At 66.3% G+C, this 12,334-nt stretch carries 12 protein-coding genes and 3 tRNA genes; 10 read left to right on the top strand and 5 right to left on the bottom strand.

Annotation, left to right across the window (positions count from 1 at the left end):
* Positions 1-18: 18 nt before the first annotated feature.
* Both HPA01S_RS21430 and HPA01S_RS21425 read right to left on the bottom strand, forming a co-directional pair.
* Positions 19-753 carry a retropepsin-like aspartic protease family protein gene (locus tag HPA01S_RS21430; RefSeq protein ID WP_245638718.1) on the bottom strand — a complete coding sequence of 245 codons (735 nt, stop codon included), beginning with the start codon at positions 751-753 and terminating at the stop codon, positions 19-21.
* Between the two features lie 4 nt (positions 754-757).
* A complete protein-coding gene (locus tag HPA01S_RS21425) occupies positions 758-1,249 on the bottom strand; it encodes a YajQ family cyclic di-GMP-binding protein (protein WP_066273359.1) in 492 nt (163 codons plus the stop codon).
* Between the two features lie 39 nt (positions 1,250-1,288).
* Between HPA01S_RS21425 and murB the strand changes: the two genes are divergently transcribed.
* Positions 1,289-2,341 (top strand): UDP-N-acetylmuramate dehydrogenase, encoded by a 1,053-nt coding sequence (gene murB, locus HPA01S_RS21420; protein ID WP_066273357.1) that lies wholly within the window; start codon positions 1,289-1,291, stop codon positions 2,339-2,341.
* Between the two features lie 310 nt (positions 2,342-2,651).
* Here the strand turns inward: murB and argG are convergent, their stop codons facing one another.
* From argG to HPA01S_RS21405, 3 genes are all read right to left on the bottom strand, one after another.
* Positions 2,652-3,983: an argininosuccinate synthase gene (gene argG, locus HPA01S_RS21415; RefSeq protein ID WP_066273354.1), complete on the bottom strand. Its 1,332-nt coding sequence runs from the start codon at positions 3,981-3,983 to the stop codon at positions 2,652-2,654.
* A 22-nt stretch (positions 3,984-4,005) separates the two neighbouring features.
* Positions 4,006-4,323, bottom strand: coding sequence for a pyrimidine/purine nucleoside phosphorylase (ppnP, locus tag HPA01S_RS21410; RefSeq protein WP_066273351.1), 318 nt, complete (start codon positions 4,321-4,323; stop codon positions 4,006-4,008).
* A gap of 88 nt (positions 4,324-4,411) precedes the next feature.
* The gene (locus tag HPA01S_RS21405; RefSeq protein ID WP_066273348.1) at positions 4,412-4,768 is read right to left on the bottom strand and encodes an ArsC family reductase; all 357 of its coding nucleotides are present in this window, start codon (positions 4,766-4,768) and stop codon (positions 4,412-4,414) included.
* Between the two features lie 56 nt (positions 4,769-4,824).
* Between HPA01S_RS21405 and folC the strand changes: the two genes are divergently transcribed.
* The 9 genes from folC to HPA01S_RS21360 all read left to right on the top strand — a co-directional run bounded on the left by folC (position 4,825) and on the right by HPA01S_RS21360 (position 12,146).
* Complete coding sequence (gene folC, locus HPA01S_RS21400) at positions 4,825-6,201, top strand: bifunctional tetrahydrofolate synthase/dihydrofolate synthase (RefSeq protein ID WP_066273345.1); 1,377 nt, start codon at positions 4,825-4,827, stop codon at positions 6,199-6,201.
* Between the two features lie 65 nt (positions 6,202-6,266).
* Positions 6,267-7,043: an SPOR domain-containing protein gene (locus HPA01S_RS21395; RefSeq protein ID WP_066273341.1), complete on the top strand. Its 777-nt coding sequence runs from the start codon at positions 6,267-6,269 to the stop codon at positions 7,041-7,043.
* Positions 7,044-7,065: 22 nt separating this feature from the next.
* The gene (locus tag HPA01S_RS21390; RefSeq protein ID WP_066273339.1) at positions 7,066-7,551 is read left to right on the top strand and encodes a CvpA family protein; all 486 of its coding nucleotides are present in this window, start codon (positions 7,066-7,068) and stop codon (positions 7,549-7,551) included.
* Positions 7,552-7,571: 20 nt separating this feature from the next.
* The gene (purF, locus tag HPA01S_RS21385; RefSeq protein ID WP_066273338.1) at positions 7,572-9,077 is read left to right on the top strand and encodes an amidophosphoribosyltransferase; all 1,506 of its coding nucleotides are present in this window, start codon (positions 7,572-7,574) and stop codon (positions 9,075-9,077) included.
* A 5-nt stretch (positions 9,078-9,082) separates the two neighbouring features.
* The gene (locus HPA01S_RS21380) at positions 9,083-10,288 is read left to right on the top strand and encodes an O-succinylhomoserine sulfhydrylase (RefSeq protein WP_066273337.1); all 1,206 of its coding nucleotides are present in this window, start codon (positions 9,083-9,085) and stop codon (positions 10,286-10,288) included.
* A 1-nt stretch (position 10,289) separates the two neighbouring features.
* Positions 10,290-11,678: a glutamate--tRNA ligase gene (gene gltX / locus HPA01S_RS21375; RefSeq protein ID WP_066273336.1), complete on the top strand. Its 1,389-nt coding sequence runs from the start codon at positions 10,290-10,292 to the stop codon at positions 11,676-11,678.
* A 77-nt stretch (positions 11,679-11,755) separates the two neighbouring features.
* Positions 11,756-11,831, top strand: a tRNA-Ala gene (locus tag HPA01S_RS21370).
* 93 nt (positions 11,832-11,924) lie between these two features.
* Positions 11,925-12,000 (top strand) — tRNA-Glu (locus tag HPA01S_RS21365).
* Between the two features lie 69 nt (positions 12,001-12,069).
* Positions 12,070-12,146, top strand: a tRNA-Asp gene (locus HPA01S_RS21360).
* Positions 12,147-12,334: the final 188 nt, after the last annotated feature.

Below are 12,334 nucleotides of genomic sequence, written 5' to 3'. Positions count from 1 at the left end.
CAGGGGGGAGTTCCCCCGTTAATACCGACGATCCAGCGTCAGCTGGTCGTTGGTGCGTTGCATCTGGAAGCGCGTGAGAAAGCTGTTGCCCAGCAGCACGTAGGGCATGGACTGCGGCAGCACGATGGCGGCCACGCCGTACACCAGGGCATCGCCCACCCGCACCGAATCCAGCTGCAGCTGGTGCCCGATGACCGTGCCGTTGGCGGTGTTCACCGACACCTTGCGGCCCTTGCGGTAGTCGAGCTGGATGCGTTGCGCATCGGACTCGCTGAGGATCACCGTGGTGGCCCCGGTGTCCACCACGAACTGCACGGCGCGCCCGTTGATCTGGCCGGTCGGCATGAAGTGGCCCTGGCTGTCGGCGGTGAGCACGATGCGCTGTGCGCCAGTGCCGGCTGCCGGCGCGCGGCTGCCCTGGCTGACCGGCGCATCGCCCACGCGCAGGGCCTGACGCTGGCCGTTGATGTCGAACACGGCCGATTCACCCTGCAGACTCAGCAGCTTGACGCCCTGGTGCGTCTGGCCCGGGCTCATGAAGCGCGGCGCCGCGCCATCGATGTTCACCAGCGCCTTGCCCCCGGCCACACCGGAGAGCACCACCTGCTGGGCCTGAGCGGGCAGGCTCAGGACGAGACCCGCCGCGAAACAGAGCACGCCGCACCAGCCGCGCCGCGGAACCGGCTGTGCCGGGCCGCCAGCGCCGCCTCCCTGGAGGGGGGTGACGCCGAAGGCGGCGCGGGGGAGGCTCAAGGGATCAATCCCTGAAGTTGTTGAACGAGAGGGGCAGGTCTTTCAGCTCGCTGCGGATCAGCGCCATCGCGGCCTGCAGGTCGTCGCGCTTGCCGCCGGTGACGCGCACGGCATCACCTTGAATGGCGCCTTGCACCTTGAGCTTGCTGCCCTTGATGACCTGCTGGATCTTCTTGCCGTCTTCGGTGCTGATGCCGTTGCGCACCTTCACGACCTGCTTGACCTTGTCGCCGCCGGCCTTCTCGACCTTGCCGACATCCAGGAAGCGCGCGTCCACGCCGCGCTTGGTGAGCTTGCCGCGCAGCACGTCGTCGATCTGCTGCAACTGGAACTCGGCATCGCCGTGCAGGATGATTTCTTTTTCTTTTTCCTTGAGCTCGATGGCGGCGCCCGTGCCCTTGAAATCGAAGCGGGTGCCGATCTCGCGCGTGACCTGGTCCACCGCGTTTTTCACTTCGACGAAATCGGCTTCGAGTACGGTGTCAAAAGAAGGCATGGCAGATCAATCCTGAGAGGTGGGTGAGACAATCCGGGGATGGTAGTCGAGAACAACGTGGCACTCCAGCCATACAACAGCTTTGGCATCGTGGCGCGCGCGCTGCGGCTGGCCCGTGTGCGCAATGAGGCCGATCTGCACGCGCTGATGGGCAGCGCCGAATGGCCCATCCTCACGCGCGATGCGCCGCCCTTTGTGTTGGGCGGTGGCAGCAACCTGGTGGTGACGGGCGACATCAAGCCACTGGTGCTGAAGATGGAGATCCGTGGCCGGCGGCTGGTGGAAGAAACCGACAAGGGCTGGCTGGTCGAAGCGGGCGCCGGCGAAAACTGGCACGAGACGGTGCAGTGGACGCTGGAGCAGGGCTGGCCCGGCCTGGAGAACCTGGCGCTGATTCCCGGCTGTGTGGGCGCGTCGCCGGTGCAGAACATCGGCGCCTATGGCGTGGAGCTGCAGGACCGCTTCCACGAACTCGATGCCATCGACCTGCAGACCGGCCAGGCGTTCACGCTCAATGCCGCGCAGTGCGGCTTCGGCTACCGGGATTCGGTGTTCAAGCACACGCCGGCGGGCGACAAGGGCCTGGGCCTGGCGGGGCGCGCGCTGATCACGCGGGTGCGCTTCTGGTTGCCCAAGCCCTGGAAGCCGGTGCTGGGTTATGCCGACCTCGAACGCAAGATGGCCGAGACCGGCATCAGCGCGCCGGATGCGCGGCAGATCTTTGACTGGGTGGTGGCGATCCGCCGCGCCAAGCTGCCGGACCCGGCGGTGGTCGGCAATGCCGGCAGCTTCTTCAAGAACCCGACGGTGAGCGAAGAGCAGTGCGCCGACATCATCGCGCGCGACCCGAAGGTGGTGCACTACCCGATGGCCGACGGCAGCATCAAGCTGGCCGCGGGCTGGCTGATCGACGCCTGCGGCTGGAAGGGCCGCGGCGTGGGCAATGCCGGCGTCTACGAAAAGCAGGCGCTGGTGCTGGTGAACCGCGGCGGCGCCACCGGGGGAGAGGTGATGACGCTGGCCAAGGCGATCCAGACCAGCGTGTACGAGCGTTTCGGCATCCTGCTCGAGCCCGAGCCGGTGGTGGTTTGATTTCCGCGGCCGGTTGATGCTGGCCGTGCCTCTGGGTCAACCGACGCCGGGCGGTCGTCTCCGCGAATGTCCCCAGAAGCGGCTGCGCCGCTTCTCCTCCTTTATTTCGCTGTGCCGGCCACCCGGTGTCGGTTGACCGCCTGCGCGCGGGCGCACCACCGCGTGGACGCCTGCACCATGGCCGATCGGTGCGTTCTGGCGTTCTCTGCAGCGACATCAAAAAGAAGGGCCGGCGAAGCCGGCCCGGGGGGTGATCTCGGAGCAGAGCGCCTGAGCGCTCCGATCCCGCGAGGTTTTTACAAGAAAGCGGTTACTCGCCCTCGAGCTTCAACATCTGCGAACCTTCACCCAGCGACAGCAGGCCGCTCTTGGCGTAGACGCCCAGCTTGGCACGCGTGTCGACGATGTCGAGGTTGCGCATGGTCAGTTGGCCGATGCGGTCCTGCGGCGAGAACGGCGCGTCTTCCACCTTCTCCATGCTCAGGCGCTCGGGCGCGTAGGTGAGGTTCGCGCTTTCGGTGTTGAGGATGGAGTAGTCGTTGCCGCGGCGCAGTTCCACCGTCACCTCGCCGGTGATGGCGCGCGCCACCCAGCGTTGTGCCGTCTCGCGCAGCATGATGGCTTGCGGGTCGAACCAGCGGCCCTGGTACAGCAGGCGGCCCAGGCGCAGGCCGTTGATACGGTACTGCTCGATGGTGTCTTCGTTGTGGATGCCGGTCACCAGGCGCTCGTAGGCGATGTGCAGCAGCGCCAGGCCGGGGGCTTCGTAGATGCCGCGGCTCTTGGCTTCGATGATGCGGTTCTCGATCTGGTCGCTCATGCCCAGGCCGTGGCGGCCGCCGATCTGATTGGCCTTGAGGAACAGGTCCACAGGGTTGTCGAAGGTTTCACCGTTCAGCGCCACCGGCTGGCCTTCTTCAAAGCGCACGGTCACCTCTTCGGCCTTGACCACGCAGTCTTCGCGCCAGAACGGCACGCCCATGATGGGGTTGACGATGCGGATGCCGCTGCTGAGTTCTTCCAGGTCTTTGGCTTCGTGCGTCGCACCCAGCATGTTGCTGTCGGTGCTGTAGGCCTTCTCGGCGCTCATCTTGTAGCCGAAGCCGTTGGCCGTCATGAAGGCGCTCATTTCGGCGCGGCCGCCCAGTTCGTCGATGAACTGCTGGTCCAGCCAGGGCTTGTAGATCTGCAGGCTGGGGTTGGTCAGCAGGCCGTAGCGGTAGAAGCGCTCGATGTCATTGCCCTTGAAGGTCGAACCGTCGCCCCAGATGTGGACGTCGTCTTCCTTCATCGCGGCCACCAGCATGGTGCCGGTGACGGCGCGGCCCAGCGGCGTGGTGTTGAAGTAGGTGATGCCGGCGGTGCTGATGTGGAAGGCGCCGCTTTGCAGCGCGGCAATGCCTTCGTGGGCGAGCTGCAGGCGGCAGTCGATCAGACGCGCCTTTTCCGCGCCGTAGGCCATGGCCTTGCGCGGGATCTCGTCGTAGTCCGGCTCGTCGGGCTGGCCCAGGTTGGCGGTGTAGGCGTAGGGAATCGCGCCCTTCTGTTTCATCCACAGCAGCGCGGCGGAGGTGTCCAGGCCGCCGGAGAAGGCGATGCCGACTTTTTGTTGGGTGGGAAGGTTCTGGAGGATGGTGGCCATGTCGGTCTTTCGGCGGAAGGGATCAGCCGAAGTGGCAGATGTAGTGGTAGGGCTCGGTCACGCGGATCTGGAAGCTGCTGTTGCCGGGCACGCTGAACTGGTCGCCCGGGCCCGACTTCTTCCACTCGGTGGTGCCGGCCAGCTGGTACTCGCAGCCGCCGGCCACGCATTCCATGATCTCGGGCGCGCCGGTGTTGAAGGTGAGAGTGGCGGGCAGCACCACGCCGACCGATTTCTTCGTGCCGTCGGCCAGGGTGATGCCGTGGCTGACGCACTTGCCGTCGAAGTACACGCTGGCCTGGGTGTTGACGGTCACGCCGTCGAATTGGGTGGTGCTCATGGTGTGAAGGGTGTGAAACGAAGACGAAAGGCGAAACCGCGATTTTAGGCCGCGGGCCCGCCATGCCCGCGCGGCAGAGGCGGTGGGCTCAGACCCGGGCTTGCCAGTCGGTGGCGTCAAAGCCGACCGTGATGGCGCCGTCGGCCCATTCGACCACCGGGCGCTTGATCACGCTGGCGTGCTCCAGCGCCAGCGCGCGGGCACTGGCGGCGTCGGTCACGCCGTTGCGGGTGGCTTCGTCGAGCTGGCGCCAGGTGTTGCCCTTGCGGTTGATGAGCTTCTCCCAGCCGGCGGCTTGCAGCCACTGGTCGAGCCGGGCGGCGGGCACGCCCTGTTTCTTGAAGTCGTGAAAGCTGTGTTCGACACCGTGTGCCGTCAGCCAGGTGCGGGCCTTTTTCACGGTGTCGCAGTTGGGGATGCCGTAGAGCGTGGTCATGGCCTGCATTGTCCGACAAGTCCCCGGGCCCGCGTGGTGCGCGCGCCGATGGGACAATCCTGCCCATGCTTGACATCCCCGTGCCCGACCACCCCACCTCCCTGGCCGACTGGCTGGACCATGCCGAACGCCTGCACCCGGTGACCATCGACATGGGGCTGGAGCGTGTGCAACGCGTGGCGCGGCGCATGGGCCTGGCGCTGGATTGCCCGGTGATCACGGTCGCCGGCACCAACGGCAAGGGCTCCACCTGCGCCATGCTGGAGGCGGTCTACACCCAGTCGGGTTACCGCACGGGGGTCTACACCTCGCCGCACCTGGTGCATTTTGAAGAGCGCTGCCGCGTCGCCGGCGCGCCGGTGCCGACCGAAGACCTGCTGCCCGCCTTCGCCGAGGTGGAAGTGGCCCGCAAGGGGCAGGTCGGCGACGAGGGCGGCGAGATCAGCCTGAGTTATTTCGAGTTCACGACGCTGGCCATCCTGCGCACGCTGTCGCGCAGCGGCCTGGACGTGGCCATCCTGGAAGTGGGCCTGGGTGGCCGGCTGGACGCGGTGAACATCATCGACACCGACTGCGCCATCATCACCAGCATTGCGCTCGACCACATGGCCCTGCTTGGCAACGACCGCGAAGCCATCGGCTTCGAGAAGGCCGGCATCATGCGCACCGGCCGGCCGGTGGTGGTGAGCGACCCGGTGCCGCCACAAAGCGTGCTCGACCGCGCGCTGGAGATCGGTGCCGACCTCTGGCGCCTGGGCAAGGACTTCCACTTCGCGGGCGACCAGCAGCAATGGGGCTGGGCCATGCACCCCTCTCACGGCGGGCGGCGTTACGCCGGCCTGGCCTACCCGGCGCTGCGCGGTGCCAACCAGCTGGTCAACGCGTCCGGCGTGCTGGCGGCGGTGGAGGCCCTGCGCCCGCGCCTGCCCGTCACCGCACAGGCGGTGCGCAACGGCCTGGCGCTGGTGGAGTTGCCCGGTCGCTTCCAGATCGTGCCCGGCACGCCCACCCTGGTGCTGGACGTGGCGCACAACCCGCACTCGGTGGCGGCGCTGGCCGAGAACCTCGATGCCATGGGCTTTTATCCTGGCACCCACGCCGTCTTCGGGGCCATGGCCGACAAGGACCTGGGCGCCATGCTGGAGCGCATCGCCCCGCTGATCGACCACTGGCACGTGACCGACCTGCCGCTACCACGCGCCAGCAAGGCCGACGCCCTGGCCGCCTTGCTGGACGCCTTGCTGGACGCCCATCCGGTGGTGTCCCCCGGCGGCAAAAGCCGGGTGGCCGGGCGCCACGCCACGCCCATGGATGCCCTGCGGGCCGCGGTGTCGGCCGCAGACCCCGCTGATAGAATCGTCGTCTTCGGATCGTTCTTCACCGTGGGTGGCGTATTGCAGGACGGCGTGCCCCGAATGTCGGCGAAACACCTGTCCGCCTAACTGTTCTTTCCACGCCAGAGCGCGCCTCCCGCCAGGCCTTCCATGGCGCCACGGTCCCATCCCGAATGTTCAAATCCCGTTCAGGCTCCCAGGGCAACGCCTCGACCCCTCCGCCACAGAGCATCGAGGCCGTGCGCCGCCGCGCGCGCCACCGTCTCATCGGCGCCAGCGTGCTGGTGCTGCTGGGTGTGATCGGCTTCCCGCTGTTGTTCGATACCCAGCCGCGGCCGATCCCGGTCGTCATCCCGATCGAAATCCCGGCCAAGAGCCTTCCTGCGCCCATTGTCAAACCCGCTGCCACCGCCGCGGTCAAACCTGCCAACAACAGTCCGCTGCTGGCACGCGACGGCCTGGACGCACGCGAAGAAGTGGTGGAGGCCGCACCAAAGCCAGCCCCTGCACCGGCTCCGGCTCCAGCGCCGAAACCCGTTGCGGCGCCTGCGGCCACACCGGCACCCGCACCTGCAGCGGCACCTGCGCAGGCCGCTGCCACCCCCGCCAAACAGCCCGCGCCCGCACCGGCCCCGGCCGATGCCGCCCGTGCCCGCGCCTTGCTCGAAGGCAAGCCGGCACCGAGCGCCGCCGCCAAACCCGCCGCCGCGGCCCCCGCGGCCGAGCGCCTGGTGGTGCAGGTGGGCGCCTTCGCCGAAGAGGCGGGTGCGCGCACGGTGCGCCAGAAACTCGAGGCCGCCGGCCTCAAGACCTACACCCATGTGGCGCAGACCGCCGATGGCCGTCGCATCCGGGTGCGTGTGGGACCGTTTGACAGCCGTGCCGAGGCCGACAAGGCCGCCGCCCGCGTGAAGGCCCTGGGCCTGAGCGCGGCCGTGCTCACGCTGTGAGGCGCCTGCGGGTGCAACGCCGATGGTGCTGACCGACTGGGTGCTGCTGGCGGCCTTGCTGCTGTCGGTGGTGATCGGTCTGTGGCGCGGCCTGGTGTACGAAGTGCTGTCGGTGGCCGGCTGGGTGCTCGCCTTCGTGCTGGCACAAGCGTTTGCAGACCAGGCCGCGGCCTGGCTGCCGTTGGCAGGGCTCTCGCCGCCGGTGCGGCTGGCGGTGGGTTTCGTGGTGGTGTTTGTGCTGGTGGCATTTGCCGCCGGCCTGGGGGCCTGGCTGGTGCAGAAGCTGGTGGCGTCGGTGGGCTTGAGGCCGGTGGACCGCGTGCTCGGTGGGGCCTTTGGCCTGCTGCGCGGGCTGGTGATCCTGCTGGCGCTGGCGCTGGTGGTGAGCATGACGCAGATGCAGGGCGCCGCATGGTGGAGCGGATCGGCCACGGCGGCCACGCTGTCGGCCACGCTGCACGAGATCAAGCCCTTGTTGCCCGAGGCCGTGGCCCGATATATCCGTTAGTTTTCCAAAAGGTTCAAATCATGTGTGGAATCGTGGGCGTGGTCAGCAAGACGCCGGTCAATCAGCTCATTTACGACGCCTTGCTGTTGCTGCAGCACCGCGGTCAGGATGCCGCAGGCATCGTGACTCAACAGGGACGCAAGTTCTTCATGCACAAGGCCAAGGGCATGGTGCGTGACATCTTCCGCACCCGCAACATGCGCGCGCTGCCCGGCCTGTGCGGCCTGGGCCAGGTGCGTTACCCCACCGCAGGCAACGCCTTCAGCGAAGAAGAGGCGCAGCCCTTCTACGTCAACGCACCCTTCGGCCTGGTGCTCGTGCACAACGGCAACCTGACCAACGCCAAGGCGCTGGCGCAGGAACTGTTCCTGACCGACCACCGCCACGTCAACACCGAGAGCGACTCCGAGGTGCTGCTCAACGTGCTGGCGCACGAGCTGGAGAAGGTCACGCGCGGCGTCACCCTCAAGCCGGCCGACGTGTTCGCCGCCGTGCGCGGCGTGCATGCGCGCGTGAAGGGCTCCTATGCCGTGGTGGCGCTGATCGCCGGCCATGGCCTGCTCGCCTTCCGCGACCCGCACGGCATCCGGCCGCTCTGCGTGGGCCACAACAAGGACGGCGGCGTGATGGTCGCCAGCGAATCCGTGACGCTCGAGGGCACGGGCTTCGTGCTCGAACGCGACATCCAGCCCGGCGAGGCCGTGTTCGTCGACCTCGACGGCAACATGCAGTTCGAGCAGTGCGCCGACCAGGTCAGCCACCACCCCTGCATCTTCGAATTCGTGTACCTTGCGCGGCCCGACTCGGTGATGGACGGCATCTCGGTCTACCAGGCGCGCCTGAACCTGGGCGTGACGCTGGCCAAGCGCGTGGTCTCCACCGTGCCGCCGAGCGAGATCGACGTCGTCATTCCGATCCCCGAGTCCTCGCGCCCGAGTGCCATGGAACTGGCGCAACTGCTGGGCCTGCCGTACCGCGAAGGCTTCGTGAAGAACCGCTACGTGGGCCGCACCTTCATCATGCCGGGGCAGGGCGTGCGCAAGAAATCGGTGCGCCAGAAACTCAATGTGATCGGCAGCGAGTTCAAGGGCCGCAACGTGCTGCTGGTGGACGACTCCATCGTGCGCGGCACCACCAGCAAGGAAATCGTGCAGATGGCACGCGATGCCGGTGCGCGCAAGGTCTACCTCGCCAGCGCCGCGCCACCGGTGCGTTACCCCAACGTGTACGGCATCGACATGCCCACGCCCGGCGAACTCGTGGCACACGGCCGCACGGTTGAAGAAGTGCGCGAGAGCATCGGCTGCGATGCGCTGATTTACCAGGACGTGGACGCGATGAAGCAGGCCATCGGCTCGCTCAACCCGCAACTCTCCGGTTTCGATGCCTCGTGCTTCGACGGCGTCTACGTCACCGGCGACATCACGCCGGCCGACATCGCCCGCCTCAACGCCGGCCGCGAACAGAGCGAAGAGGGCGAAGAAGACACCTCGCGCCTCGCCTTGCCCAACGCCCAGGTGGTTTGAACAACATGAACGATCACAAACCCGAACTGCACCGCAATACGCTTGCCGTGCGCGAAGCCAGCGAGCGCAGCCAGTACGGCGAAAACTCCGAAGCCCTGTATCTCACCAGCGGCTATGTGCAACCCAGCGCCGAAGCCGCGGCGCGCCGCTTCGCCGGCGACGAAGACGGCTTCACCTACGGCCGCTACGGCAACCCCACGGTGACCAGCTTCGAACAGCGCCTGGCCGCATTGGAAGGGGCCGAAGCCTGCATCTCCACCGCCTCGGGCATGTCGGCCATCCTCATGATGTGCATGGGCCTGCTCAAGACCGGCGACCATGTGATCTGCTCGCATTCCATGTTCGGCTCCACGATCAAGCTGATCGGCTCCGACCTGGCCCGGTTCGGCGTCGAGTCCACCTTCGTCTCGCAGACCGACATCGCCGCCTGGAAGGCCGCGGTCAAGCCCAACACCAAACTGCTGTTCGCCGAGACGCCCACCAACCCGCTGACCGAAGTCTGCGACATCCGCGCACTGGCCGACATCGCGCACGCGGCCGGTGCGCTGCTGTGCGTGGACAACTGCTTCGCCACACCCGCGCTGCAGCGCCCCATCTCATTGGGTGCCGACATCGTCATGCACTCGGGCACCAAGTACCTCGATGGCCAGGGCCGTGTCATGGCCGGCGCCCTGTGCGCCAGCCAGGAACTGGTGACCAAGACTTTCCTGCCGGTGCTCAAGAGCGCAGGCATGACGCTCGCACCCTTCAACGCCTGGGTCGTTCTCAAGGGCCTGGAAACGCTGGAGATCCGCATGCGCGCGCAGTCGGCCAACGCACTGGCGCTGGCCCAGTGGCTGGAAGCGCATCCCGCCGTGGAGCGCGTCTTTTATCCCGGCCTGGCCAGCCATCCACAGCACGCGCTGGCGATGGCCCAGCAGTCGGGCTGCGGTGGTGCCGTGCTGTCCTTCGTTGTGAAGGCTGCCGACCCCGAGCAGGCACGCGCACGCGCCTTCCACGTGCTCGACTCGCTGCAGGTGATGTCGCTCTCGACCAACCTGGGCGACACCAAAACCCTGATGGCGCACCCCGCCAGCACCTCGCACGGCCGCCTCACCGAGGCGCAGCGCCAGACCGCCGGCGTGGTGCAAGGCCTGATCCGCGTCGCGGTCGGGCTGGAGCACCTGGGCGATATCCAGGCCGACCTTGACCGTGGCCTCACTACCTTCTGACATGTCCGCACCCATCCGCACCCGTTTCGCCCCGTCGCCCACCGGCTTCATCCACCTCGGCAACATCCGCTCGGCCCTTTATCCGTGGGCGTTCGCACGCTCCACCGGCGGCGCCTTCATCTTGCGCATCGAAGACACCGACCTGGAGCGTTCTTCGCAAGCCGCGGTGGACGTGATCCTCGAAGGCATGCAATGGCTCGGCCTGAGCCACGACGAAGGTCCGTTCTACCAAATGCAGCGCATGGACCGCTACAAAGCCGTGCTTGCCGACATGGTGGCCGGCGGCCTGGTGTACCCCTGCTACATGAGCGTGGCCGAACTCGACGCGCTGCGCGAGAAGCAGATGGCCAACAAGGAAAAGCCGCGCTATGACGGCACCTGGCGGCCCGAGCCCGGCAAGACCCTGCCGCCCGTGCCAGAAGGCGTGAAGCCCGTGCTGCGCTTCAAGAACCCGCAAGGTGGCGTGGTGGCATGGGACGACAAGGTCAAGGGCCGCATCGAGATCGCCAACGACGAACTCGATGACCTGGTGATCGCACGTCCAGATGGCACGCCCACCTACAACTTCTGCGTGGTGGTGGACGACCTCGACATGGCGATCACGCACGTCATCCGCGGTGATGACCACGTGAACAACACGCCGCGCCAGATCAACATCTTCCGCGCGCTCGGCAAGGAGCCACCGGTGTACGCCCACCTCCCCACCGTGCTCAACGAGCAGGGCGAGAAGATGAGCAAGCGCAACGGCGCCAAACCCGTCACGCAATACCGCGACGAGGGCTATCTGCCCGACGCCATGGTGAACTACCTCGCGCGCCTGGGCTGGAGCCATGGCGACGACGAGATCTTCAGCCGCGCGCAATTCCTGGAGTGGTTCAACCTCGACCACCTGGGCCGCAGCGCCGCGCAGTTCGACGAAGCCAAGCTGCGCTGGGTCAATGCACAACACCTCAAGGCCATGGGCGACGACGCGCTCGCGCCGCTGGTGGCCGAGCAGTTGCAAAAGCAGGGCATCGAGGCAGACGCACGCCTGCCGCGCATCTGCGGTTTGTTCAAGGACCGGTGCGACACCACGGTGGCGCTGGCGAACTGGGCCAAGGCCTTCTACGCCGACATCACGCCGAACGCCGAAGAGCGTGCCCAGCACATCACCGACGCCGTGCGGCCGGTGCTGGCCACGCTGGCCGACAAGCTCGCAGCCAGCGCCTGGGACAAGGCCAGCATCGCGGCCGCGATCAAGGAAACCCTCGCGGCCCACGGCCTGAAGATGCCGCAACTGGCGATGCCGGTGCGCGTGCTGGTGATGGGAACGGCACAAACGCCGTCGCTGGATGCGGTGCTGGAATTGCACGATCGTGAACTTGTTTTGCACAGACTGCAGAACAGCTGAAAAAATCGCCTATAATTTGAGGCTTGCTGAAACGCACTGAACGATGAAAGTCGCAAGGGGCAATCAGTAAACCCTGTGGGGGTATAGCTCAGCTGGGAGAGCGCTTGCATGGCATGCAAGAGGTCAGCGGTTCGATCCCGCTTACCTCCACCAAATTTGAAGTCGCAATGAGTCTTTCATCGCGGCATCGACAGAAAAACAAGCTCTGTCGCTGCTACAATGCGAGGCTCTTTGAGTCCAGGTTATGACCCTATCGTCTAGAGGCCTAGGACATCACCCTTTCACGGTGAGTACCGGGGTTCGAATCCCCGTAGGGTCGCCAAACAAGCCGCAAGGCAAGTAGGCAACAAGTGGTTGGCACTTGGTTCGCAAGAACGAACGCCATCTACCAGGAGTGGTAGTTCAGTTGGTTAGAATACCGGCCTGTCACGCCGGGGGTCGCGGGTTCGAGTCCCGTCCACTCCGCCAGTCAATCGGAAAACCGTTGAAAGTCTTTGATTTTCAACGGTTTTTTCGTTTCTTCTACACCAATCTACGTTTTGACGGTGCTACCCCGAACGCCCTTCGGTGTAGCAGTTTGAGCTCTCCGCGAGGTCCTCTCGATTGAGTTCAGCCGGTTGCTGCTCCGAGGGGTCCTCAGACTTTTCTCGGAGCAC

The organism is Hydrogenophaga palleronii NBRC 102513 (assembly GCF_001571225.1).
Taxonomy (GTDB): domain Bacteria; phylum Pseudomonadota; class Gammaproteobacteria; order Burkholderiales; family Burkholderiaceae_C; genus Hydrogenophaga; species Hydrogenophaga palleronii.
The sequence above is the reverse complement of the archived record's forward strand: the minus strand, read 5'-3'. Positions and strand labels throughout refer to the sequence as shown.

Coding starts and splice junctions, on each gene's coding strand:
- argG (WP_066273354.1), bottom strand. CDS start 3,983: ATGGCCACCATCCTCCAGAACCTTCCCACCCAACAAAAAGTCGGCATC.
- folC (WP_066273345.1), top strand. CDS start 4,825: ATGCTTGACATCCCCGTGCCCGACCACCCCACCTCCCTGGCCGACTGG.
- murB (WP_066273357.1), top strand. CDS start 1,289: ATGGTAGTCGAGAACAACGTGGCACTCCAGCCATACAACAGCTTTGGC.
- HPA01S_RS21405 (WP_066273348.1), bottom strand. CDS start 4,768: ATGCAGGCCATGACCACGCTCTACGGCATCCCCAACTGCGACACCGTG.
- HPA01S_RS21390 (WP_066273339.1), top strand. CDS start 7,066: ATGGTGCTGACCGACTGGGTGCTGCTGGCGGCCTTGCTGCTGTCGGTG.
- purF (WP_066273338.1), top strand. CDS start 7,572: ATGTGTGGAATCGTGGGCGTGGTCAGCAAGACGCCGGTCAATCAGCTC.
- HPA01S_RS21425 (WP_066273359.1), bottom strand. CDS start 1,249: ATGCCTTCTTTTGACACCGTACTCGAAGCCGATTTCGTCGAAGTGAAA.
- HPA01S_RS21380 (WP_066273337.1), top strand. CDS start 9,083: ATGAACGATCACAAACCCGAACTGCACCGCAATACGCTTGCCGTGCGC.
- ppnP (WP_066273351.1), bottom strand. CDS start 4,323: ATGAGCACCACCCAATTCGACGGCGTGACCGTCAACACCCAGGCCAGC.
- HPA01S_RS21395 (WP_066273341.1), top strand. CDS start 6,267: ATGTTCAAATCCCGTTCAGGCTCCCAGGGCAACGCCTCGACCCCTCCG.
- gltX (WP_066273336.1), top strand. CDS start 10,290: ATGTCCGCACCCATCCGCACCCGTTTCGCCCCGTCGCCCACCGGCTTC.